We start from the raw sequence: 22,514 nt of genomic DNA on the forward strand, positions 1-22,514 counted from the left end.
ACATGCCCAGAACGGTACCGGCTGTATCAGATCAAATGAGAAAGGCGCGCCGATGTGTCACATCAAATGAGAATGCTTCAGATCGGATGAGAACTGACAGGTGCGCTCATCAGGTTGCACACTCCGTGGCAGCGGTCGGCATCCTCAATTCGTCACAGTGACGAAATAACGCGGCCGACCCGCAGCATATGTAGTGCGGTCGACGGGGGACGTGACGCGCACCCCAGTAGAGAACACCTGAAATTTCACTCGATCGCTGCCGGGCACCATTCGTGCCGGGCGGATGCACCGTCGGTGGCCGCAGGCCCATTCCGCGGCCGGCGCGCTCTTGGCGCACGCCATCGACCGAGGTGATCACCGCCGTGACGCTACCGGGCCGACACCGGACACTGCTTGTCCGGCTCACACACCCCGCCGGCAACTCTGGCAGCTGCGTAAGAACGCAACATGAATACTGCTGCGCCACAACACATTTCGCCGATAATAGCGATTATGTCAACTCACAGTTGGCATATATGCTAACTTACACTTGACGTAAGCATACTGTCGCAGAATACTTGGCGGCATGGCAATCCCCCGCCTCGTCGAGTTGATCGACAGGTATCGGACCGCGCACGGCGTGAGCGAATCCGAAGTGGCCCGCCGGATTGGCATGTCCCGCGAGAACCTGCGCAAGTGGCGGATTAACGGTGTCAGCCGCCTCCCGGACCGCGAGAATTTGGCGGCCGTCGCCCGCGTGATCGGCAAGCCCTATCGCGAGGTCGTTTCTGCGGCCCTCTTCGACACCGGATACCTCACCGACGACCAGGCGTCCACACCGAGGCCTCACGATGAGGTCCTCCACGACGCGATCAGCGTACTTACCGAGGCAACCCGGCTGACCAATCAACCTATGCGGCAAGCGACGTCAGGCCAATGGGAGGTCGATCCCGATCCCCGCGCCGCGCTGCGCATCGACTGGGCCGCCTTCGTAACGCTGGCCCTGGCGGGCGCGGCGGCCAACGTTGGGAGCATCGAGGAAGCACTGGCAGGCCGGCCAGGCTCGTGGGAGGCCGAAATGGTTCGGCGCACACTACAAGCCATGGTCTTTGACGACAAAGACTTACTGCGCCATCGCACCGAGCCGGTCGTGGTCGATCTCTGGGTGGAAAGCATTCTTGCCCAGATCGACGACGGCAGCGACGACGCCTATGCCGACGCACAACTCGAACTCGACGCCCGCGCCGACGCCATTCCTGAGCCCACCGACCTGCCGCCAGGCCCCTTCTCCCCCAACGACCCCCGCATCGCAGCCGTGGACTGGGTGAACGTAGACGACAACGGCTACCTAGTCATCACCCACGATGGCTGGACCGGCGACGCTGACGACGTGGCCCTGCTCTCCGAACTCTCAGCGGAGGCCGAGGCCTCCCGCGATCCAACCCCCGGCGAGATCGCCTATGAGCAAGCCATGCAGTCGATCGCTGCCCTGGTCGACGCACTCACTGAGCAGCAGAAACGCGAATACACCGAGTACGCGACCCGGCTCACCGAGGCCATCCACGCGCAGCTCGCGGCCCTAGAGCTGACGGTACCGCTGTCGATCAATATCACCCTTGCCCCCGAGACTTGGGCTCACGAGGACTTCGACAAGCACGCACCGTCGACGTACTCCAGTAGCGCCATTGAGGGCGCCATCGAAAGCGCCGTCATGGAGACCCCCACCCCCGCAGCCCGCCCCGGCAGTCCCCTCGAACGGCTCGAAGTAAGTCGGAAAGGTCAGTAACAACAATGAGCGAGGTACTTCTTCACCACGTCGAGTGCGGCCCCGTGCAACTGCTCAACAGCGCCCCAACACCGGCCACAGTGCTGGCCAGCCTGCCCGGCCCTGACGGCGCCGCCCAGCTATGCGTTCAGCTGGCGACACCCGTTAAGCACCGCCTCCCTGCGGCCGCGTCGGACGGCGACTACCCGCCGGGCCAACTCGGCCGAGACGCACACGGGCCATTCCTGTGGATCTACTACGCGGCTTTGCATCCCCGCGTGCCCGGGATCGACCTTGCCAAGCCTGCCCTCGATCTCCCCGTCGACGTCTCCTACATCCTTGACCCCAGCATCGGCCAGGCTGACGTGCTCGACGCCACGAAGATGGTGTGGGTTGCCACCGCGTTCCTAAACCACTCCGCACAGCACTCCCCCGCACCCCTGCCTTCATGGCCGGACCTGGAGGACCTCGAACCAGACATCCGCACCGCCGGCGGCCCGCCACCCCACGAGGGCCTAGAACACCACATTGAGCACGCCCTGGCGCAACTGAGCGTGGTCGCCAGGATTGCGGCAAGGCGGACCCTCCCCCGCCCACAGTTCCAAGAATTTCCCGCAGTCGATGCCCCCGGCGCCGCCTATACCCTCGACGCGGACAACTCTCTCCACTACCGGTGCATGGATGTACTGACCGGCCAGCCAGGCACGCGCCAAACTGTCGACGCCGACGAGCTGCTGTACTGGATCGTCGACGACGCGGCCCGCGCGGTCGCCTGGAGTTTTGCCTACCGCTCCCCCGCCGCGCGCGGCACCGGCGCCGACACGCTCAAAGCGACCGTGGCCCTGCCATTGTGGGCCGCCTTTGTCAGTGCACTCGACCCGCGGTGGGGCTCGAAGACGCAGGCCACGATTGACGCTCTCCTGCACAACTCCAAACCCACCCGACGCGCGAGCTAACCACTAAATGCGCAGTTCAGGGCCGCGACGGCCCGAACGCTGCACGGTCGCTTTCTAGGGTTGATCCCCAGCACGAAAGTCGTGCATCAAGGGAAGGAAACCCAGACGTGACCATGAAGATTCACAGCCCGAAGATTCTCGTTTTTGATGTCGCACCCAGCCGCTTGATGGAGATGAGCGTCGACTACTACCGCGAGTGCCAGATCGCGGGAGCCGGCAGCGTCGAGGTCGACGTGGCCGACGATGACACCACCATCGTCTCCGCGACCCGCTACCTGCCCGCCGACGCCGACGTTGCCGCGGTCGTCCACGACGGCGTTCTCCAGGTGCTCTGCACGCGCGCCGGCCGCGACCCGATCATCATGTGCGAGTTCCCTGCGTGGACGAACTACACCGTGCACCGCTCTCGCCGGTGAGCCGTGTATGTGGCTCCTCAGCGTTGTAGCGTCCCGGCGCGCTCAGTGCTTCGGAACTTCGCGGCCATCCATAGCGATGAAGGCACACTCCGAGGTGGCCGGCGGGTCGTAAACCGTCCTGTCGCAAGTTGCTGGTGGAGTGTACGTATTTCGTGCGTGCACTATTCCTTGCTTCTTAGGGCAGTCAGTTTCCTTCGAGTCCGCAACTATCGACGACTAACGAGTTTGTGCGAAGTACCTCTTGTGCTGTGAGCCTTGATGCGCGGAAGAGTTGCCGATCGAGGCCGCCTTGGCCCGCCGTGCTCCGGCGTACTCGACTGTCCTAGGTGAAGGACCATCTCACTGTCCTCCTACATCGAGGATTCGAGACGCGCGGTATCAGACAGGAAATGAGGCACGGCAAACCAGGCGCGAAGTAACCGCAGCCGGGCCGCGTGAGGAGTCTCGTTTCTCTAGAAACGAGACGGCGGGCTCGTGCAAGGCAAGGCCCCGTCTCGGTCTTGTCTCATTGGCTTCGTTAGTCGTTGACCTGCGAGTCTGCGGGCATGGGCAGTTGGTCATTGACCACGGCTGCGCACAGTGCCTGGGCGAGGCTGTATTGGGTGGGTAGCCCAGCTGGTGAGGGATGAACACGACAAGCTAGTCCGGGTTCGCTGCCAGATTGCGCCCAAGGATCGACGCCGTTGATCCTGATGGTGGGCGATCCCACGAAGGTCTGGTGAATCGCTTCGGCGGTGGTCTCAATCATGTTGATGTATACCGGTGTTCGAGTGAGACCCAGTTCGTCGAGCGTCACCCTCAGCAGTGCCTCGGCGAGCGTGGCGTGAGGGCAACCGGCAATCACGAGCAGCTCCACCCGAGGGCCGAGGTAGGTCGCTCCACCGTCGTGTTGTGTCGTCTCGTTGGGTGTGTTCGACGCGTCCCGAACAACGCGCCCCTCGTTCGCATCGCTGAACGCTGTTTGGTCCGACAACTTGGTCACCCTCTTTCTCGTTGGCCGATCCGGGCGCGCCGGGCCCCGGAGCATCATCTACTATCTCGGTACCGACATAGTAGATGCTTGATGCTCGGCGGGCCGATCGGTCGGCGGCCGCAGCAATGTGAAAGAAGGAGCAAATGTGTTTCGCGGACTCGGTGTGATGGTGGCGCTGGTGGCGGTGGCGGCGCTGTTTGGTGTGGGACTCGCCGCGACGGCGTCGGCTTCCGATGACTGTATGCACCGCTTTGGGTCTCAGCAGCAGGCCGAGATGGGGGGTGGCGTACAGGAGTGGTCAGTCACCAACCTCACGAAGAGCGCGGATCCCGCGCCTGGATATCCGCTGGCCGGACAGCTATGGGAGGCGACCGCGTCGGTCACGGCGACCTCAGGGGGATCGACGCCCATCATCCCCAATTTCAACGCCTCCACTGCTGATGGCGGCAGCTATCGCGTGCTGTGGCAAATGGCGAGCCCGCAGGGGATTTCTGGCGCCGCACTGGCTCAGGGCCAGACCGCTACGGGCAAGATCTACTTCGACGTCACCGGTGGCGACCCCGTCGCCGTGAGCTACGACGCTGGAGGTTCTGAACCGCTGATGTGGTGCTGCAGCGAGGCGATGATGTGCTGTAGCGGAGCGATGATGGCGATGCAGCCAATGCCGATGGATGACTGCGCCTGTTGTACCGATCCGGAACCGTGCCCGTGTTGTGCAGGAAACATGTAACCGTCAAACCCAAGGAAACCGGCCCGTCAGAACATGACGTGGTGGACGCATCGTCGGAGGGTCATGCCGCCGTCGGCGCGCAATGTCGGTTCTCCGTACCGAGGCCGTAGGCTGGTGCAGGAGGTGTGCTTATCGCACGGCAACCCCGGCAAGGACCGAAGACGAGGTAGGTGAGAGTAGCGGTGCGGGTGTTCGGTGAACTCGAGACCGTAGTCATGGCGCGGTTGTGGGAATCCGGCGGCAGCGGTACCGCCCGGGAGGTGGTCGAACAGCTTCGCACCGATCGCGAGATCGCCTACACCACAGTGCTGTCGACCATGGAGAATCTCTACCGCAAGGGTCACCTCCTGCGGGAACGGGAGGGCAAAGCGTTCCGCTACCGCACCGTGCTGAGCCATCCCGAACACATCGCCGCGCTCATGCGCGAAGCGTTGAGCGGCGGTGGCGAACACGACACAGCCGCGGTTCTGGCGCATTTCGTCGGGGAGATGAGTGCCGACGAGCTGGCAGGGCTCAAAGAGGTCATCCGCCGCCGGGGCCGGACATCGCCGAAACCATGAGCATGGCCGTCTGCCTCGCGGTTTACGCGCTGGCCTTGAGCGTTTTGGCGCCGCCATTGCTGTTGCGTGCCAATCTCCACGGTGCTGCCCCCCGCCTCGGTGTCAGCGCCTGGCTCGCCGTGATGGCCTCCGTGCTCGCGGCCTCGATCGGGGCGTTCACCCTGCTGGTGACCCATGTCCTCACCTCGGAAGGTGACATTGGTCTGATGGTGACCGGGTGCCTGGCCGGCTTGGGTTTCATCGTCCACGGCGGTTATGGCGAGTTGTTGCAGGTCAGCTTTCTAGCGCTGGCCGCGATGAGCACCCTGACGGTCGTGGTTCTGGGCAGCCGCGTGGTGCTCGCAATACGCCGTTCGCATCGGGGCAGTAGAGACCACGTCAGCGCCGCCCGGATCGCCGCCGGTGACACCTTGCCGGGGCCTGGAGGCGCCCTGATCATCGACAGCGCTCAGCGCGGGGTGTATTGCCTTGCTGGGCGACCCCACACCATCGTCATGACCCGCGGCGCGCTCGACGCCCTCGATGGCGCCGAACTGGCCGCAGTCCTCGCTCATGAACGCGCCCACCTGAGCGGACGCCACCATCATGTCCTGGCCGTCACCGCCGCTCTGGGCGCGATGCTGCCGCGGGTGCAGCTCTTCGCCAAGGGCGCCAGCGAGATCGCTCGCCTTTTGGAGATGTGCGCCGACGACGCCGCCGCCCGACGACACAGCTGCGACACCATCGTCGACGCACTTGTTGCCCTCAGCCTTCCAGGCCCCACCTCGACCGGTGGCGACGGTGCACTGTGACTGGCCGTAGTCCGCGATGCCGCGGGTGAACCACTGATCCGCGAACAAGCGCGGACCCAGCCACAGCAACGCGATCACGCTCCAGGTCAGTGACAGCGCGGTCAGAATCGCGATCGCAGGAATGTTGGCGCCGATCGTCGCCAACGACAGGGTGCCGATCGCCGACGCGATCAGGATGTCAAGGGAAAGACCGGTGAAATCGTTGACTGTCCGGCGTTCGATGAACTTCTCTCGCCGCGTGCGGGTCAGCACCATCTGCACGATGAAGCCACCGATGACCGTGAACGGGAAGAGCGGGAACCGATCGAAAAGATCAGACCCGAAAGCGCCCGCCACGGCTCGCAGGCCACTCAGGATCAGGAAGCCGAGGAAGATCGCGATGGCGATCGCTCCGGCAGCCCGGCTCAGCGCTCCGAGGCCTGGGTCTTCAACGCTGTCCCCTTCGTTGGGGGGTACATCGCTCAGCCGGCTGGCCGTCGAGCGTCGGTCGGTGTGTTGGCGTGCGACGTCGACGCGCGGATTGCGGACGGCCCAGTTCACCAGCAGCGTGCCGCTGATGACACCGGTGAGCATGCTGATCGTGGCCAGGCCGAGGCCGATGTCGGCCACCTCGACGGCGCCGGCATCATCGAGCAGACCGCGCATGCCGGCGATCGTTCCGTGGCCGCCGGCGAAGGACATCTCGATGATCGAGCCGGCCGCGTCCGGCAGGCCGAACACGGGAGTGAGCAGCAGCGCGACGACCAGCCCGCCGATCGCGAACTGTCCGAAGGACAGGATGCTGCCGAGATACACATGCGGCGCGGCTGTCGACCAGATCCTTCTCATGGAGGGCAGCGTCTTGCCGATCATGATGCCGGCGAAGACCACGTTGATCATCAATCTGGGCAGAACCGCGAGAACGCCGAGCACCTGATGAGGTAGCAGGCTCCAGCCACCGCTCAGCGCACCGAGGACCTGCGGACCCGTGAGCAGAAGCAGAAATCCCGCGAGCACGCTCGCCGGGATGTAGAACGCCGACAGCCACGGAACCGCGTGCCGCAGCAGCATCCCTCCGATGAGCGCCATCCCCACGAAAACCAGGGACAGACCCACCCACTGCGCGTCGTTCAGTGACTCGTACACAGATGCCGCCTAGCAAATCGAGGCTGCTCGTCTCACGACCGTACTCCTACACCGGAGGTCGAACTCCCACATCGGAGGTCGGAAGAAGCATCGTCGCGGCGGCCGGGGTCGTCGCGACGGTGACGGCGGCCGGACCAAACGCAATCAGGCCCCCTCGGAAGGGGGCCTGATCAGGGTGGCGGGTCTGGTCACCGGTCGAGGACGGTGCGCTGACGCTCGGCGCGCTTGCGCTCGCTCTTGCTCATGTCGTTAGCGGACGACGCCCAACGATCGGGCGCCGCGACGATGGAGTGGCTGTCGGTGGTGTTGGTCGTGCTGACCGCGGCGGCGGCGGTGGAGGCGAGGCCGAGGGCACCACCAAGGATGCCGGCGGAGAGGACGGGGATGGCGATCATGCGGCTGACGTTCATCTGAGTTCTCCTGTGTGAGTGGGCTTTTCGAGTTTCTCGCCGGTCTGTTTCGGCGTTGAACAAAGAATGCCCTGCTCACGGGTGTGCCGGTATCCACCGGCTGGACCGAACAGGTGAGGAATGTGGGGTCCTCCGATCGGGGGACAGCGAAGCGGCGCGGCCGGCCGTGGTGAACGAAAAAGATCAGCCGCGACGGTCGAGCGTGTACGTCACCAACTCGCTGTACGCCTCGTGGGACGACATGTTCTACCCCGACGGTCTGGGGGCGTGGATGGCGAAGGTCGACGTCGACATCTCCGTGGGCGGTCTTCGGCTCGACACCGGTTTCCTCCCCCACGACGACGACTTCCGGGGGCCTACTCGTCCACCAGACACGGCTCCAGGGCGGCGACGCGTCCATCGACTCCTACTGCTCCAACCAACTGAGCCCTCCGCTTGTAATTTGAGACGGATGCCTGGTGGCGCTGCATCAGCGACCGCGGGAACCTGCCGACTGCTTCGGCGATGTCGCACGTCTCGCGCGGCGACCGGCAGTGACGACATCCGTTCGCGCTCTCTGCTCATCTTCGACCTGGATCACGCCCTCCGCGTCGCCGCCTACGGGCTTGGCCGCGCCTTCGAAAACCTCACCGATCGCACGTACCGATCGCGGAAGCGCGGAGTTGGTCAATACTTTGAACGCCGGCACAGCGGCGATGAACAGCGCAAGCGGCGGTTCGATCATGCCTAGGCCCACGGCAGCCACCAGTCCGCCGAAATACCCGACGGACCGAGGCACGTCCACCTCAACAGTGCCGACCCTGACCTCGAAGACATTGCCTGGTGCACCTACTCGCACCTCGAACATGCTGTCGTGAGCCATGGTTCTCCTCTCAACTTCGAATATCGTCCATAGAGGTACCCGTTCTCTCGCTGTAACGATTGCGACTACTACCACCTAGATCTATTCCAATGCGTGAACGCGGTTCGGGAGTCGCTGCCGCGAAGCGGCACGTGTGGTGAGGGTGTGCGAATACGTCGTCGGTTGCAACTCGCGCGCGCAATGCTCAAAGAAGCATCCTGAACACGAAAGCTCTGTCCCAGTGCTCTGTTGATGGATTCTTCACGGTCGGATCGATCACCGTGAAGGACCGCGCGAGGGCGATGCTCAACCCGCCGAAAAGCTCCACCAGTAACCGCCCGGCACTTTCACTGAAACTCACCTCGGCCGGCGGCCGTCGCATGGCCTGACTCAATAGTTCTCGAACTTCATCGGCCTCATCGAGCTTGGCGAATTCGCGGAACCGCCGCAAGTCATTCTTGTCCACTTTGATCCCGGCGGCTGAACGAAAAAATCGCTCATACAACGGGATCGCTGTCGGATGGCTCATTAGTGACCTCCCGGTCAATCCAGCGGGCAATGACGTCGCTGAAGTTCACGAATTGGACAGGCAAGACTGATTCCGCTTCGCCGCGGCACACGGCACGTGATGGCCGACATCCATGCTGCACCATTGTGGCGCTGTGTGATTGAGCATCACAGCACCAACCGCTCCGCCCGGCACCGCCCTGACAGCACGAACCCCAGCGCATCTGGCGCCGCGTCATCGGCCACAAGTGCGCAATCCGGTTAGGCCAGCAGGTACTGCTCGACTTGGCGGACCGCTATCGATCCCTCCCCCACTGCCGACGCCACCCTCTTCACGGAACCGCTGCGCACGTCACCTGCCGCGAAAATGCCCGGGCGGCTCGTTTCGAGCATCATCGGCTCACGATCGATGCGCAGCCCTGCTCGGCCCCTGGCCGAGCACATCGCTGCGGAACCGGTCGCGATGAAGCCGTAGTCATCGAGTAGTAGCTCGCCGTGCAGCCACGCTGTATTAGGTGCCGCGCCGATGAATACGAACAGCGCCGTGGTGTCGAAGGAGCGCCGCTCGCCCGACCGGTTGTCCTCCGCGACAACCGTTTCGACCTGTTTCCGTCCGTGTATTTCGCGGACTTCGTTATGGAGGCAGACGGTAATCCGGGGTTGCTGTTTTATCTGGTCGACAAGGTAGCGCGACATGTCCTTGCCCAGGTCGCCGCCGCGGACAAGCAGATACACGCGAGCGACACGGGATGCCATGAACACCGCGGCCTGGCCCGCGGAGTTCCCTCCTCCAACGATCACCACCGGGCCGGCACCGCACATCAACGCCTCCTGGAAGGTGGCGGCGTAGTAGACCCCGTTTCCCTCGAATCTCTCGATTCCGGGCACAGCGAGCTTGCGATATCGGGCTCCCGTGGCCAATATGACTGCCCTGCCGACGACGAACGAACCATCGCCGAGGCAGATCAGGTGCTGACCGTTATCGGATTCGAGGCGCCGCGCCTCCGCCGAGATCATCAGATCCGCACCGAACTTATCGGCCTGGATCAGCGCCCTTTCGGCCAGCTCTGCGCCGGACAGTCCGCTCGGAAAGCCGAGATAATTCTCGATCCTCGACGATGTGCCGGCCTGACCGCCTGCGGCGATCGCTTCAGCCGCGGCGGTGGTGAGCCCGTCCGAGGATCCGTACACCGCCGCGGCCAGACCGGCCGGGCCGGCACCGATGACGATGAGGTCGCGTTCGTCGTGGATGACGTCGGGCACCGGCAGGCCTACCCGACGGGCCACTTCACTGTTGGGTGGGTTACGAAGGACCTCGTCACCCCAGACCACGACCGGGGTGTCTTTCGGCGCGACCCCGAAACGCCGCAGTAGGCGTTCAGCCTCCCTATCGCGTTCAAGATCGAGCCAGCGGTGCGGCAGTCTGTTTCGTGCAGCGAATTCCCGCAGGCGCGTGGTGTCGGGTGAGTAGCAGGATCCGATGATCCAAAAGCCGGTGCCCTCTTCGATGAGCAGGGTGCGCCGCGCCAAGAAGGCCCTAAGGATCACGTCGCTGAGTACGGGATCCTCGGCGACGAGGGCGCGCACCAACTGTGCCGGCACAGCGAGGACTTCGCCGGCTGCTGCTACTTCTGCGGTGTAGAAGGCGGCCTGCCCCTCGAGGTCGCCGAGTTCGCCGAGGAACCGCCGCGGACCGTGGACCCGGATGGTCCGCTGTTCGCCCAGGGGGTCGACGGCTATGACAGCGACTTTCCCCGACAGGATGACGTAGATGCTGTCCGACCGCGTGCCTTCGCGCACCAGGATCGCGCCGGGTGCCACGGACCGCCTGGTACCGCCCGTCTCGAGAGTGGCGATCTGCATCTCGGTCAACCGCGGGTACGCGCCGTAGATGTCCGGGGTTTCCTCCATGGACGCCGAGACCTGCTCGGCCGCAGGCGCCTCAGACATAATTCTCGTGGACATAGCACCAGCGCCAATCTGCCTCCATGGCCTCCACGATCGGATGGCCGACGGCGTGCGCGTGTCCTCTCGCGTGGCGCATGGGTGACGAATCGCAGCAGCCCACGTGTCCGCACGTCAGACAGAGCCGTAGGTGCACCCACGGCGTACCGAGCCGAAGGCATTCCTCACATCCGGTTGTGCGTGGCGTCACCGAATTGATCGCCACCACATCCGGGTCCAAGCCGGTCGACGTCATGTTCACCCCTCCCTCGAGCTGTGTGCGGCCAAGGCCTGATCCAGCCAAGACCGCAGCGCCGCAACGGGTGCGGCCCCGGATTGACGGGCCACCGTCTCGCCGCGGTCGACGACGAGCAACGTCGGCACCGCTTGTACCGAGAACCGTTGCGAGGTGGCCGGCGCCTTGTCGACGTCGACCTTCACCAGCTTCAGTTGGCCGGCGCGTTCGGTGGCGAGTTTCTCCAAAGCAGGACTGACCATGCGGCACGGCCCGCACCACGTGGCCCACAGGTCGACGAGTACAGGGACACCGGCCTTCTCGACGACCTCTGCGTAATCCTGGTCACCGGCGTCGACGATCCACGGCAGCCAGTGATGGCATTGGCCGCAGCGCGGCTTGCCGTCGGCCACCGCATGCACCCGGTTGCGCTTCCCGCAGTTCGGACATGTCACAACATCGAATTGCATGGTCTGGCTCTCGTCAGGCCGCCATGGCGGACTCGGAGTAGGTGACAGACAAGTCACCATTGTCGACCGCGATGCGAATGACGCCGCCGGCCTGGACGTCCCCTCTCAGCAGCGCACGCCCGATCTTCGTCTCCACCTCGTGCGCGATGTAGCGGCGCAAAGGTCGCGCGCCATACACCGGATCATAGCCGTGCTCGGCGATCATCCGACTGGCCTCCGGCGAGATATCGAGCTGAATCTGTCTCTCCGCCAACCGCTTCCTCAGGTCCTCGAGCTGCAGCTCGACGATGCGCTCGATCTGCGCGATGGCCAGCGGAGTGAACAGCACGATGTCGTCAACGCGATTGAGAAACTCGGGGCGGAAATGCGCACGCAGGTCGGCCATTACTCGTTCCCGTGCATCGGGCTTGATCTCTCCATCGCCTGTGACGCCGTCGAACAGATAATTTGATCCGATGTTGGACGTCATGATGACCACCGTGTTCCGGAAGTCGACGTGGCGTCCCTGCGCATCGGTGAGCCGACCGTCGTCGAGCACCTGCAGCAGCGTGTTGAACACATCCGCGTGTGCCTTCTCGATCTCGTCGAACAGCACAACCGAATAGGGCTTACGACGCACCGCCTCGGTGAGCTGGCCGCCCTCGTCATAGCCGACATATCCCGGCGGTGCGCCGACCAATCTGCTCACCGTGTGCCGCTCCTGATACTCGCTCATGTCGAGCCGAATCATGTTCTCTTCGCTGTCGAACAGCGCTGCAGCAAGGGTTTTGGCGAGTTCTGTCTTGCCGACTCCCGTCGGGCCCAAAAAGATGAACGATCCGATCGGGCGTCGCGGGTCGCGAATCCCGGACCTGGCCCGGATCACTGCGTCGGCCACCAGCTGCACCGCCTCGTCCTGACCGATCACCCTTTCATGAAGTATCTCGTCGAGTCGTAGCAGCTTTTCCCGCTCACCCTCCTGTAGCCGCGACACCGGGATGCCGGTCCAGGCGGAGACGATCTCGGCGATCTCGTCCTCGGTGACGACTTCGCGGAGCAGCCGCCGTTGACCCTGCTTGGACCTCAGCTGCTCCTCGGCGGCACCCAGTTTTCGTTCCACATCGCGCATTTCGCCGTAGCGCAACTCCGCGGCACGATTGAGGTCATAGGCGCGCTCTGCTTCTTCGGCGTCGCGTCGCAGTTGCTCCAATTGCTCGCGCAAGTCCTGAACGCGCTTGATCGCCTGCCGTTCGGCGTCCCACTGTGCGTGCATGGAATCGGCCTCCGCGCGCAGATCCGCCAATTCCTTGCGAAGGTCTTCCAGCCGGGTCCTGCTGGACGCGTCGGTCTCCTTCGACAGCGCGGCCTCCTCGATCTCCAACCGCGTGACGCGCCGGCTGATCTCGTCGAGTTCTGCTGGCATGGAATCGATTTCTGTCCGCAGCCGGGCGCATGCCTCATCCACGAGATCGATCGCCTTGTCAGGAAGGAACCTGTCGGTGATATAGCGGTGCGACAGCGTGGCGGCGGCCACCAAGGCGACGTCCTGGATCTTGACGCCGTGGAAAACCTCGAGGCGCTCGCGCAGACCACGGAGAATGGAGATGGTGTCCTCGACGTCGGGCTCATCGACGACGACGGTTTGAAAACGACGCTCCAACGCGGCGTCGTTCTCGATGTGCTCGCGGTACTCGTCGAGCGTGGTTGCGCCGATCATGTGCAACTCGCCGCGGGCGAGCATCGGCTTGAGCATGTTTCCCGCATCCAGCGAGCCCTCGACCGCGCCCGCGCCCACCACGGTGTGCAACTCATCGACGAACAGCAGGATGCGGCCGTCGGCCGCCTTGACCTCGGACAGCACCGCCTGCAGCCGTTCCTCGAATTCGCCGCGGTATTTCGCCCCTGCCACCAACGAGCCCATGTCCAACGAGAAGATGGTCTTGTCCCGCAGACCTTCCGGGACGTCGCCGCGCACGATTCGCTGCGCGAGGCCCTCCACGATGGCTGTCTTACCGACGCCGGGGTCACCGATCAGCACCGGATTGTTCTTGGTCTTACGACTCAGGATCTGAATTACCCTGCGGATCTCGGCATCCCGGCCGATCACCGGGTCAAGCTTGCCCGACTGCGCTTCGACGACGAGGTCACGACCGTACTTCTCCAGCGCCTCGTAGGAGCCCTCCGGTGTCGCGGAGGTCACCCGTTGATTACCCCGTACCCGGGTCAGCGCCGACAGGAAGGAGTCTCGAGTGACGTTGTGGCTGGCAAGTATTCGGCCTGCGGCGGTCGATGTGCCCTCCTCAGCGAGCGCGATCACCAGGTGCTCGACCGAGACATAGTCGTCTTTGAGCCGCTTGGCCTCGCGCTCGGCGGCCTCAAGCACCCGCGCCAGGCGCGGGGTGACCGATACCTGGCCCGGCGTCGCGCCCGGACCGCTGACCTTGGGTCTGCGCTCCAGTTCTCGTTGCAGATCTGCGCGTAGAGCCGCGACATCGACGTCGGCAGCAGAAAGCAGGCGCGGGACCAAGCCTTCAGGCTGGTCGATCAGGGCCGCCAGCAGGTGCTCGCCGTCGACTTCGGTATGCCCCATCCGGGTCGCGATGTTCTGCGCCTGCTGCAGCGCCTCCTGGGATTTCTGCGTCAGACGGTTGACGTCCACAACGGTGTCCTTCCTCGGCGTGACGCTGATTCGAGTTGCTCGATGCGGTCGAGCAGGTCCAGGACCAGTCCGATCGCCGCGTAGTTCAGACCCAGACCAGTTCGTAGCCGCTGGATCCGGGCGACGACGGCGACCGCGGACGGGTCGAACCAAGGCTCGCCATGGGCATCCGGTCTGCACGGCAGCAGGCCGAGCGCAACCAGCCGGCGAACCATATCGGGGTGCAGGCCGCATCGAGTCGCCATCTGGTCAAGCGACAACCCCGGCCGCCGCACCAGCACATAACGTGGCGCCGTCATCGTGACCTCCTCGGGTCGAACGTGGACTGCGCCGCCAGCTGCTCGAACAACTCGCGTTCGGCTGCAGTCGATTCGCGTGGCACCACGATCTTGATCTCGGCGAACAGGTCTCCAGGCTTGCCCTTGGGATTGGGCATGCCCTGGCCGCGCAGGCGCAGTCGCCTGCCGGTGGAGGAACCGGGAGGCACCTTAACCTTGGTCTCGCCGCCAGGTGTGCGAATCGCAACGGAGGCGCCAAGCACTGCTTCCCATGGCGACACCGGCAGATCGGCGACGATATCGCGGCCCTCGAGCCGAAAGCGTTTGTCGGGTTTGATCCGGACAACCAAGTACAGGTCGCCCGGTGGGCCGGCGCCGCTGCCCCGGCTGCCCTCACCCGCCAGCCGGATGCGTTGTCCGTCGACGACACCGGCCGGAATGCTGACGGTGTAATTGCGGTCGCCGAGCGAGATCTGCCGCTTGCCCCCGCGATAGGCCTCCTCGACGGTCATCTCGAGCTCGGCCTCCTGGTCGGCACCCGGAACCCGCCCGAAGCCCCCATCACCGCCGAACATGTCGCCACCGCCGAACATGTCGCCGAAGAGGTCTTCGATGTTGATACCCGCTCCGCCGCCGAATCCTCCTGTGCCGTAGCGGACGCGCCCGCCCCCCGGGGCCCCGCGAAAGCCGCCGCGGCCACCCATCCCGGCACCCGCCCGCGCCTGCTCTTCCCAGTCCTCCGGGACATGCCGGAAATCGTCGCCGAACCGGTCATACCGTTTGCGGGTCTGCGGATCGGTCAGAACGTGGTACGCCTCGTTGATCTCCTTGAACCGATCCTCCGCGCCCGGATCCTTGTTGACGTCGGGATGGTACTTACGCGCCGAGGTCCGGAACGCCTGCTGGATCTGTTCGGGCGTGGCGTCCCGGGATACGCCAAGAGCTTCGTAATAGTCGCGGGCCACTGACGGCTCACTCCTCGCGGCGGCTGACGACAACGGCGGCCGGCCGCAGCTGATTGCCGCCCTCCCCATATCCGGGACGCAAGACTTCGACCACGGTGCCGGGGGCCGTGTTCGGCACGTCCATCACGCCGACCACCTCGTGACGCTGGGGATCGAACGGCACACCCGTCTGATCGTCACGCGCGTAACCGAGCTGGTCGAGTACCTTCACCGCCTGGTTCAATATCGTTCGGACACCTTCGATCACCGCGTTCGGGTGCCCGCTGTCGTGCGCGAGGGCACGCTCGAGATCGTCGACGATCGGGAGCCAGGCGCCGGCAACGCGCGACCGCTCGGTGTTGCGTTCCCTGTCCAGTTCGCGGGCGTAACGCTTGCGCAGGTTGTCCAGATCGGCAACCGCGCGCCGCCAGCGATCTTCGAGGCGTATCAATTCAGCGTCGGAATCCCGTTCGGATGCAGAGGGTTCCGGCGTCTCTTCTGCTGCACCGAAAGGCTCGTCCTGGGCTTTCGGATGTTCTGCCGGGCTTGCCATCGGCTAGCTCCGGTCGAACTCGGCATCGACAACGTCGTCGTCGGCCGGTTGTGCCGCCTGCCCGTCTGCCGGACCTCGGCCGTTGGCGCCCGCCGTCGACGAGGACTGCAAGCCGTACAGCATCTGCTGCAATTCTGAGGTCAGCTGTTGAAGCCTGTCCATCGGCGCCTCTTGCCTGATCGCCTCGCGCGCATCGGCAATGAGCATTTCAGCGCGGCCGCGGTCGTGCTCCGCGACGGAGCCACCGAGTTCGGCGAGCCGGCGCTCGACCTGATACGCGGCCGAATCGAGTTCGTTTCGCGCTTCGACGATCCTGCGCAGCTCCTCGTCCTCACGGCGGTGCGCCTCCGCCTCGCGGACCATGCGCTCGACGTCGCTCTGGTCGAGGTTGGACTGCTCGCTGATCGTGATGGACTGCTCGGCGCCGGTGTCCTTGTCCCGCGCGGTGACGTTGAGGATGCCGTTGGCGTCGATATCGAAGACGACTTCGATCTGCGGCTCTCCGCGAGGTGCCGGCCGGATATTGTCCAGTTTGAACCGGCCGAGAACTCGGTTGTCTCTTGCCGATTCACGCTCGCCCTGCAGTACGACGACGTCGACCGCGGGCTGATTGTCTGCGGCCGTGGTGAAAACCTCGCTGCGCCGGGCCGGGATCGTGGTGTTGCGTTCGATGATCTTGGTCATGAGTCCACCCGCGGTTTCCACCCCGAGTGAAAGTGGTGTGACGTCGAGCAACAGAACGTCGGAGACCTCGCCCTTGAGTACCCCGGCCTGAATTGCGGCGCCCATCGCGACGACCTCGTCGGGGTTGACACTCATGTTCGGGTCTTTGCCGCCCGTGAGCCGGCGGACGAGAGCCTGGACGGCGGGGATGCGCGTCGATCCGCCGACCAGGATGACCTCATCGATGTCGTTCGCCGTGACCTTGGCGTCCTCCATGGCCTGCTTGACCGGGCCCATCGTGCGCTCGACAAGATCGTGGGTCAGGTCGTCGAATTTCGACCGGTTGACGGTCATCGTCAGGTGCTTGGGCCCGTTGGCGTCGGCGGTGATGAACGGCAGGTTCACCTGCGTCTGCGCCACCGACGACAGTTCCACCTTGGCCTTCTCCGCGGCTTCGAAGAGCCGTTGCAGCGCTTGCGGATCCGAACGCAGATCGATGTTGTTCTCACGCTTGAACTCGTCGGCGAGAAAGTCGACGAGTCTGCGATCGAAGTCGTCACCGCCGAGATGGGAATCACCGGCCGTCGCCCGCACCTCGACGACGCCGTCGCCGACATCCAGAAGGCTGACGTCGAACGTGCCGCCGCCGAGATCGAACACCAGCACCGTCTCGTGGCCCTTCTTGTCCAGCCCGTAGGCCAGCGCGGCAGCCGTCGGCTCGTTGATGATGCGCAGCACCTCAAGGCCGGCGATCCGGCCTGCGTCCTTGGTGGCGTTGCGCTGGGCGTCGTTGAAGTACGCCGGTACGGTGATCACCGCTTCCCTGACCCGCTCACCGAGGAACTTGCCCGCGTCGTCGGCGAGCTTGCGAAGCACTTGGGCGCTGATCTCCTCCGGTGAATACAACTTGCCGCGAATGTCGAACCGCGCTTCGCCATTGGGGCCCTCGACGACGTCGAAGCTGACCGCCTTGGCTTCTTGCGAGATCTCATTGGAGCGGCGGCCGATGAATCGCTTCGCCGAGTAGATGGTTCCCTTCGGATTCATGATCGACTGCCGCCGCGCCAGCTGGCCGACCAGCCGTTCACCGCTTTCGGTGAACGCGACCACCGAGGGGGTTGTCCGCGCACCTTCTGCGTTGGGTATCACGACTGGCTCCCCGCCCTGCCAGGCCGCAATCACCGAGTTGGTCGTGCCCAGATCGATTCCTACTGCCGTTGCCATGCTTCACTCCTTCCGGTTGTCGGCACTCGAGAGCAGCTTGAGTGCCTCGGCGACTACTACGTCCGCGACGACGTCGTAGGACTGCGGGAGCCGCACAGCAAATCTGTTGACGGTCGTATGAGCCATCACTGTCTCCTCACGTGTCCTGCGCCGACCCGGTTCGAAGCGCCTGCTGGCCGTCGTCAGAGCGACCGCCCAGAACTCGCGGTCGCCGCTTCGATGGAGTCCGTGATCGCTCCGACCCTCGTCATCGCGACTGCGCTCCCCGAGGGGATTCTTGCGATCTCACCCCGTCATCGCGTGCTCCCGGCGGGCCGAAAAGCCTCGCGTCGATCTGTCCTCTCAGCACCAGCGGGTCGGGTTGAACGAGTCCGTCGGGCTCAGTTTGGCCGAGCAGGGTGTGGGTACGTCAGCTTCCGTCGCGTTACCGATTGAGAAGCAGTCGACGAGCGACTGGCGAGGATGAACGGATGTCGGCGGATCGACACATCTCTGCGGAGGTCGCATCATGACTGCGGCGTCGTCGGACGCAACGCCGACAACTGAGGAGTTGGCCACCCTTTTCACGGTTGCCTTCGACTGGGCCGATGACGTCACCATCCTCGGCCAAGCCAATGCTGCAGTGTCCCGCGTCGGACCATGCCGCACCGAGGCCACGTACCGTCTCGTCGACGGTTCATGGCAACGGCTACCTCAGGGTCAACACGAACGGCCCGATATCGATCGACTGATCGCCGCCTCCGGTGGCGGGGGGGCTGTCGAGATTCCGGGACGCGCGTGGGGTTGGGCTTTTCCCCTCAGGCATCACAATTCGGTCGAGGGCTCCCTCGTCGTCAGCGCCGCCCAGCAACCCTCAAGCGGCCATATTCAGATCTTGACGATGCTGGCGCGTCAGACGGGCGCAGCCCTGGCATGTGGTGCAGTTCATCGACGAGACGCATGGTGTACCGAGCAACTGGCCAAAGCGAACAGCGACCTCGCCAGCGCGCAGCGGCGGCTACGGAACAGGACACGTGTTCACGAGACCATCGAGGCGGCGCTGGGAAGCGGTGAAGGCGAGCAGGCAATCACCGACGCGCTCCATGAATTGATCGGCCTGCCAATAGTTCTCGAGGACCGGTTCGGCAACCTCCGCAGCTGGTCGGGGCCCGGGATCCCGGTGCCCTACCCGACACCGGACCCTCAACGGCGACAGCGCCAACTTGCTGTCCTGGCCGAACGCCGCCGCCCAACACGGACGAAGGACCGCATCGCCGTCCTCATCCTGCCACGCGGAGAGGTCCTCGGCGTGTTGGCAGTCATCGACCCTCAGAAGAAAGTAACCGACGACCACATCGTCGCCCTGCACTTCGCATGCACGCTGCTGGGCTACGAGTTGTCCCACCAGCGGAGCTTGGTGGAGAGAGAGCTTTCCGTTCGCCGCGAACTCGTCGACGACCTGCTCGCCGGCACGGACAACGACGGCGCCTTCGCCAGGGCGGAGGCGTTGGGCCACGATCTCCGCCCCGCGCATTATGTGGTCGTGGTGCAAAGTTCCGCTGCATCGGACTCCGTGGCCACGGGTGCCGGCCGCGCGGCAGGGGCATTGCACCTGAAGAAACTGCAGGGACGTAGCGGCAAGCTGGTGGTGCTTCTAACCGACGGCCGACCGGACCCCAGAGCGTTCTACCGCACGCTGAGCGAGTGGCTGGGGCGGCACCCGTGCGCCGTCGGCGTCGGCTCTCGATGCGACGCACCATCGGAGTTTCCGAAGTCCTTCGCCGACGCGAAACGAGCGCTGAATGTGCGGTTGCATTCCGCGGCACCCGCAGGTGCAGCGGCCTACGACGAACTCGGTTTCTACCGTCTCATCGACGCAGCCCATGACGGCGGAGCGGTCGAGGACTTCATACGGGAATGGATCGGAGCCCTGCTCGACTACGACTCGGCGAAGAACTCGGACCTCGTCCTCACGCTGAGCGAACACCTCGAGAGCGGTGGCAATTACGACGATTCTGCCAACGCCCTGCACATCCACCGCAGCACGCTGCGTTACCGGCTGGCGCGCATCGGCGAACTGACCGGTCATGACCTGCGCGACGCCAATACCCGTTTCAACCTTCACGCGGCGACCCGGTCCTGGCGTTTCCTCTACCCCGAGCGCTCGCATTGAACGCTGGCAGGCCGAAGAGTCGGCCGAGCAGCTGGCAAAGGTGGGGTGGTGCCATGAAGTTGCATTTGCGTCGGCGCTGCCGCTGTTCGATAGTAGCGGCACCAAGCACCATTTCAGGATTCAGGAGGGAGCTATGCCCACGCCGTGGCTAGAATCGATCACCGTGGACAGCAAACAGGAGGTGTGACGGCGTGCCGATCAGCGACGTCGCGTTCAGCTCATCACCCCAAGTTCAGACCGGCGATGCCGACGAAGCTTCGGACATCCTGTCACGCGTGTATCTGCCGCTGGTGCTTCGGCCGACAGGAGCGGAAGCCCTCGACATGCACATGAGGGCAGAAGAATTGTCGATGCTGACAGCCGGCTACGTTCACTTCGGGACCGAGGTGTTCATCGGCAGCGACGAAATGCCGGTTTACTGCGTCGAGGCCCCGCTGTCGGGTGTCGCTCGCAATATATGGCGCGATGGCCGGGTGGAGCGAACCACCGTCGGCACGGCTGCGGTCTTGACCCCCGGAATGCCGGTAAATCTGAACTGGTCAAGCGATTGTCGCGAGATCTGTGTGAAGGTCTCCGAGACCCAGATGCGCACTCAGCTCGAAACGATGCTGGGCCGATCCGTGGATCGTCGGATCACGTTCGCGCGCAAGATGAATTTGAATACCCGAGCGTCATACGACTGGTTCGGTTTGGTGCGCACCCTCGCCCGGGAGGCAGGGCGGACCAACGGCCTTCTCACTCATCGCCTTGCCGTCGACAATCTGCAGCGTCAGTTGGTTGAGGGCTTGCTGCTGATCCAGCCGCACAATTACTCCGAAGAGTTGGCCGCCGAGCAGCGCCCTGCCGGCGAAGCCGCCGTGAAACGAGCCGTCGACTTGATGCATGCTCATCCTGAGATCTCCTGGGACACCGCAGGCCTCGCGCACGCAACGGGTGTCACAGCCAGAGCGTTGCAGAAAGCGTTTCAACGGTATGGGCATCCGCCGCCCATGACGTGTCTACGCCGGATACGGTTGGAGCGCGTACACACCGAATTGATCGACAGTGACTCGGGGGCGACGACGGTAACCGCCGTTGCGGGCCGCTGGGGTTTCGTTCACCTGGGTCGCTTCGCCGATCAGTACCGGAAGCAATTCGGCCACAGCCCTTCCGCGACGCTACGCGGCACCGTCATGAACAAAGCCGCAACGCCTCGGTGACCGAAGAGAAGATCTCGAAGGTGTCCGTGGACTTCGCCGCCTCCAGGCCAGCTCTGGCGGCCCCCTGAGCCGGAGCCACCAAACATAAGCCGATGTCCTCCTCGGCAGTGAGCTCAGCGGCCAAGCAGAGCGTATTGATGCCCCCGGTGTCGATACGCGTGATCTGTGTCAGGTCGAGAATCAATACCTGCGGACGGCCTGTCAGCTCGCCGACGAGAGTACGTCTGAATCTAATCCCGCCTTGTCCGCAGATGTCGCCGGCCACCCGGACGACGATGGTACCCGCCGTTACCGTGCGCGCCTCGATTCGCGGACGGTCGTCGTTCACTTTCCCTCCGGCACGTCTTGTCCCACTGCCATGGAGAGGAAGTAAATCGAGTCGCCGGATGATGCGATATCCGAAGAACGCCCCAGAACCGACTGGTTTCACCGCCGCCCAGAGCCGGGCGAACTCTCAGCCCACCGCCCTCGAGCCGGCGACGTGGGCGCGCCCGCGCGCAGGCTGGGGGCTTGGCGGATATCCAGCCTGACCGTATCGACCCCGATGCGGCCTTCGGCGCAGCCCCTTCATCAGGTGCAAGCGAGCTGGGCTCGCTGCAAATCGAAGACCCTGGACAGCCCAATTTCTCCCGCGCCGTCGACGTCAGTCGTTTAGCCAGAAGGGCTGAAGACTGTGGTGTTTCACTGGTGGAGGGTGAAATGCAGGACGTCGCCGGCTTCAAACCTTTTCGGCGAGAACGTCAAGATTGCTGATGTCGGGTGGCGAGACGAACAGCTCATCGGCTTTCTCCGCGAGGGCTTTTCCGACAGCGCCCTCAAGATGGGCCTCGCGTGCGGCCTCGTCTGGGAACGCGTCGATGATGCCGAACGTCGACGGGCCGAACCGAACCGCGAACCACGGCTTCGTGTCGGGTTCCCGCTGAACTAAAGGCAGTGCCGAGACAAGAAACTCCTCGACGGCCTGCTCTTTTCCGGGCTTGGCCTCCAGCCGTACCAGCAACGCCTTAGCCTCAATCCGTGGATCGACCCTGTTGAGGTCCGGTCAGACTGATTTTGCTGTGCTGCGGTGGGTGGGCAGCGTGAATCCGCTGGTCTGTCCAGCTTTTCCTGTGGTCTCCGGTAATGCCTTTTATGTCGAGCGCTCTGCTAATCGCGGCATCA

Annotated in this window: 24 protein-coding genes and 2 pseudogenes; 10 read left to right on the forward strand and 16 right to left on the reverse strand. The window is 64.2% G+C overall.

The genetic code is table 11. From position 1 onward, the window contains the following. The first annotated feature begins 565 nt into the window (after positions 1 to 565). The 3 genes from MCHLDSM_RS17025 to MCHLDSM_RS17035 all read left to right on the forward strand — a co-directional run bounded on the left by MCHLDSM_RS17025 (position 566) and on the right by MCHLDSM_RS17035 (position 3,116). Positions 566 to 1,765, forward strand: coding sequence for a helix-turn-helix domain-containing protein (locus MCHLDSM_RS17025; RefSeq protein ID WP_048471195.1), 1,200 nt, complete (start codon positions 566 to 568; stop codon positions 1,763 to 1,765). 5 nt (positions 1,766 to 1,770) lie between these two features. After that, the gene (locus tag MCHLDSM_RS17030) at positions 1,771 to 2,700 is read left to right on the forward strand and encodes a hypothetical protein (RefSeq protein ID WP_013470255.1); all 930 of its coding nucleotides are present in this window, start codon (positions 1,771 to 1,773) and stop codon (positions 2,698 to 2,700) included. Positions 2,701 to 2,813: 113 nt separating this feature from the next. Beyond that, entirely contained in the window at positions 2,814 to 3,116 is a 303-nt protein-coding gene (locus MCHLDSM_RS17035; protein WP_234714052.1) for a hypothetical protein, read from the forward strand. 517 nt (positions 3,117 to 3,633) lie between these two features. On the opposite strand, the gene MCHLDSM_RS17040 is transcribed toward MCHLDSM_RS17035, so the two are convergent. Beyond that, on the reverse strand, positions 3,634 to 4,098 hold the full coding sequence (locus MCHLDSM_RS17040) for a hypothetical protein (protein ID WP_234714048.1): 465 nt from the start codon (positions 4,096 to 4,098) through the stop codon (positions 3,634 to 3,636). Positions 4,099 to 4,255: 157 nt separating this feature from the next. Between MCHLDSM_RS17040 and MCHLDSM_RS17045 the strand changes: the two genes are divergently transcribed. The 3 genes from MCHLDSM_RS17045 (at position 4,256) to MCHLDSM_RS39390 (ending at position 6,170) form a co-directional block, all read left to right on the forward strand. Beyond that, entirely contained in the window at positions 4,256 to 4,819 is a 564-nt protein-coding gene (locus MCHLDSM_RS17045) for an MPT63 family protein (protein ID WP_048471209.1), read from the forward strand. Between the two features lie 170 nt (positions 4,820 to 4,989). Further along, the gene (locus MCHLDSM_RS17050; RefSeq protein ID WP_013470257.1) at positions 4,990 to 5,379 is read left to right on the forward strand and encodes a BlaI/MecI/CopY family transcriptional regulator; all 390 of its coding nucleotides are present in this window, start codon (positions 4,990 to 4,992) and stop codon (positions 5,377 to 5,379) included. Between the two features lie 494 nt (positions 5,380 to 5,873). Next, on the forward strand, positions 5,874 to 6,170 hold the full coding sequence (locus tag MCHLDSM_RS39390) for a M48 family metalloprotease (RefSeq protein WP_234714054.1): 297 nt from the start codon (positions 5,874 to 5,876) through the stop codon (positions 6,168 to 6,170). A gap of 111 nt (positions 6,171 to 6,281) precedes the next feature. Here the strand turns inward: MCHLDSM_RS39390 and MCHLDSM_RS39395 are convergent. Together MCHLDSM_RS39395 and MCHLDSM_RS17060 are read right to left on the reverse strand one after the other, a co-directional pair. Further along, positions 6,282 to 7,295, reverse strand: a pseudogene (locus MCHLDSM_RS39395) (sodium/glutamate symporter); the annotation flags it as partial. Between the two features lie 188 nt (positions 7,296 to 7,483). Next, positions 7,484 to 7,705, reverse strand: a complete 222-nt coding sequence (locus MCHLDSM_RS17060) for a hypothetical protein (protein WP_048471196.1) — start codon at positions 7,703 to 7,705, stop codon at positions 7,484 to 7,486. Between the two features lie 179 nt (positions 7,706 to 7,884). On the opposite strand from MCHLDSM_RS17060, the pseudogene MCHLDSM_RS36120 reads away from it, so the two are divergent. Next, positions 7,885 to 8,151: pseudogene (locus MCHLDSM_RS36120) on the forward strand (selenium-binding protein SBP56-related protein); the annotation flags it as partial. 23 nt (positions 8,152 to 8,174) lie between these two features. Here MCHLDSM_RS36120 and MCHLDSM_RS17065 read toward each other — a convergent pair. The 11 genes from MCHLDSM_RS17065 to MCHLDSM_RS40110 form a co-directional block, all read right to left on the reverse strand. Then, positions 8,175 to 8,567 carry a hypothetical protein gene (locus MCHLDSM_RS17065; protein WP_048471197.1) on the reverse strand — a complete coding sequence of 131 codons (393 nt, stop codon included), beginning with the start codon at positions 8,565 to 8,567 and terminating at the stop codon, positions 8,175 to 8,177. Between the two features lie 184 nt (positions 8,568 to 8,751). After that, positions 8,752 to 9,075, reverse strand: coding sequence for a DUF1931 family protein (locus tag MCHLDSM_RS17070; RefSeq protein ID WP_048471198.1), 324 nt, complete (start codon positions 9,073 to 9,075; stop codon positions 8,752 to 8,754). Between the two features lie 239 nt (positions 9,076 to 9,314). Beyond that, a complete protein-coding gene (locus tag MCHLDSM_RS17075; RefSeq protein ID WP_048471199.1) occupies positions 9,315 to 11,018 on the reverse strand; it encodes an FAD-dependent oxidoreductase in 1,704 nt (567 codons plus the stop codon). Further along, entirely contained in the window at positions 10,996 to 11,253 is a 258-nt protein-coding gene (locus MCHLDSM_RS36125; protein WP_082168927.1) for a UBP-type zinc finger domain-containing protein, read from the reverse strand. Before MCHLDSM_RS36125 ends, MCHLDSM_RS17075 begins: the two co-directional genes overlap by 23 nt. Positions 11,254 to 11,255: 2 nt before the next feature. Further along, a complete protein-coding gene (gene trxA / locus MCHLDSM_RS17080; protein ID WP_048471200.1) occupies positions 11,256 to 11,702 on the reverse strand; it encodes a thioredoxin in 447 nt (148 codons plus the stop codon). Positions 11,703 to 11,715: 13 nt separating this feature from the next. After that, positions 11,716 to 14,340 carry an ATP-dependent chaperone ClpB gene (clpB, locus tag MCHLDSM_RS17085; RefSeq protein WP_048471201.1) on the reverse strand — a complete coding sequence of 875 codons (2,625 nt, stop codon included), beginning with the start codon at positions 14,338 to 14,340 and terminating at the stop codon, positions 11,716 to 11,718. Next, the gene (locus MCHLDSM_RS17090; protein ID WP_048471202.1) at positions 14,322 to 14,639 is read right to left on the reverse strand and encodes a chaperone modulator CbpM; all 318 of its coding nucleotides are present in this window, start codon (positions 14,637 to 14,639) and stop codon (positions 14,322 to 14,324) included. Before MCHLDSM_RS17090 ends, clpB begins: the two co-directional genes overlap by 19 nt. Beyond that, positions 14,636 to 15,583: a DnaJ C-terminal domain-containing protein gene (locus MCHLDSM_RS17095; protein ID WP_048471203.1), complete on the reverse strand. Its 948-nt coding sequence runs from the start codon at positions 15,581 to 15,583 to the stop codon at positions 14,636 to 14,638. The genes MCHLDSM_RS17090 and MCHLDSM_RS17095 overlap by 4 nt, the downstream gene beginning before the upstream one ends. 7 nt (positions 15,584 to 15,590) lie before the next feature. After that, positions 15,591 to 16,115 carry a nucleotide exchange factor GrpE gene (locus MCHLDSM_RS17100; RefSeq protein WP_048471204.1) on the reverse strand — a complete coding sequence of 175 codons (525 nt, stop codon included), beginning with the start codon at positions 16,113 to 16,115 and terminating at the stop codon, positions 15,591 to 15,593. 3 nt (positions 16,116 to 16,118) lie between these two features. Next, positions 16,119 to 18,002: a molecular chaperone DnaK gene (gene dnaK, locus MCHLDSM_RS17105; protein ID WP_048471205.1), complete on the reverse strand. Its 1,884-nt coding sequence runs from the start codon at positions 18,000 to 18,002 to the stop codon at positions 16,119 to 16,121. 3 nt (positions 18,003 to 18,005) lie between these two features. Further along, positions 18,006 to 18,128 (reverse strand): hypothetical protein, encoded by a 123-nt coding sequence (locus tag MCHLDSM_RS40110; RefSeq protein WP_268781638.1) that lies wholly within the window; start codon positions 18,126 to 18,128, stop codon positions 18,006 to 18,008. Positions 18,129 to 18,510: 382 nt separating this feature from the next. Between MCHLDSM_RS40110 and MCHLDSM_RS17110 the strand changes: the two genes are divergently transcribed. Both MCHLDSM_RS17110 and MCHLDSM_RS17115 read left to right on the forward strand, forming a co-directional pair. After that, positions 18,511 to 20,154: a PucR family transcriptional regulator gene (locus MCHLDSM_RS17110; protein WP_048471206.1), complete on the forward strand. Its 1,644-nt coding sequence runs from the start codon at positions 18,511 to 18,513 to the stop codon at positions 20,152 to 20,154. 191 nt (positions 20,155 to 20,345) lie between these two features. Beyond that, positions 20,346 to 21,353 (forward strand): AraC family transcriptional regulator, encoded by a 1,008-nt coding sequence (locus MCHLDSM_RS17115; RefSeq protein ID WP_053083014.1) that lies wholly within the window; start codon positions 20,346 to 20,348, stop codon positions 21,351 to 21,353. Here MCHLDSM_RS17115 and MCHLDSM_RS17120 read toward each other — a convergent pair. Further along, positions 21,325 to 21,681, reverse strand: a complete 357-nt coding sequence (locus tag MCHLDSM_RS17120; protein ID WP_048471207.1) for an STAS domain-containing protein — start codon at positions 21,679 to 21,681, stop codon at positions 21,325 to 21,327. The two genes, MCHLDSM_RS17115 and MCHLDSM_RS17120, sit on opposite strands and share 29 nt — an antisense overlap. A gap of 182 nt (positions 21,682 to 21,863) precedes the next feature. On the opposite strand from MCHLDSM_RS17120, the gene MCHLDSM_RS37765 reads away from it, so the two are divergent. Further along, the gene (locus tag MCHLDSM_RS37765; RefSeq protein ID WP_131722647.1) at positions 21,864 to 22,106 is read left to right on the forward strand and encodes a hypothetical protein; all 243 of its coding nucleotides are present in this window, start codon (positions 21,864 to 21,866) and stop codon (positions 22,104 to 22,106) included. Here the strand turns inward: MCHLDSM_RS37765 and MCHLDSM_RS17125 are convergent. Beyond that, entirely contained in the window at positions 22,072 to 22,368 is a 297-nt protein-coding gene (locus MCHLDSM_RS17125; RefSeq protein WP_048471208.1) for a putative quinol monooxygenase, read from the reverse strand. The two genes, MCHLDSM_RS37765 and MCHLDSM_RS17125, sit on opposite strands and share 35 nt — an antisense overlap. Positions 22,369 to 22,514 lie beyond the last annotated feature (146 nt).

This window comes from Mycolicibacterium chlorophenolicum (genome assembly GCF_001044235.1).
GTDB lineage: Bacteria > Actinomycetota > Actinomycetes > Mycobacteriales > Mycobacteriaceae > Mycobacterium > Mycobacterium chlorophenolicum.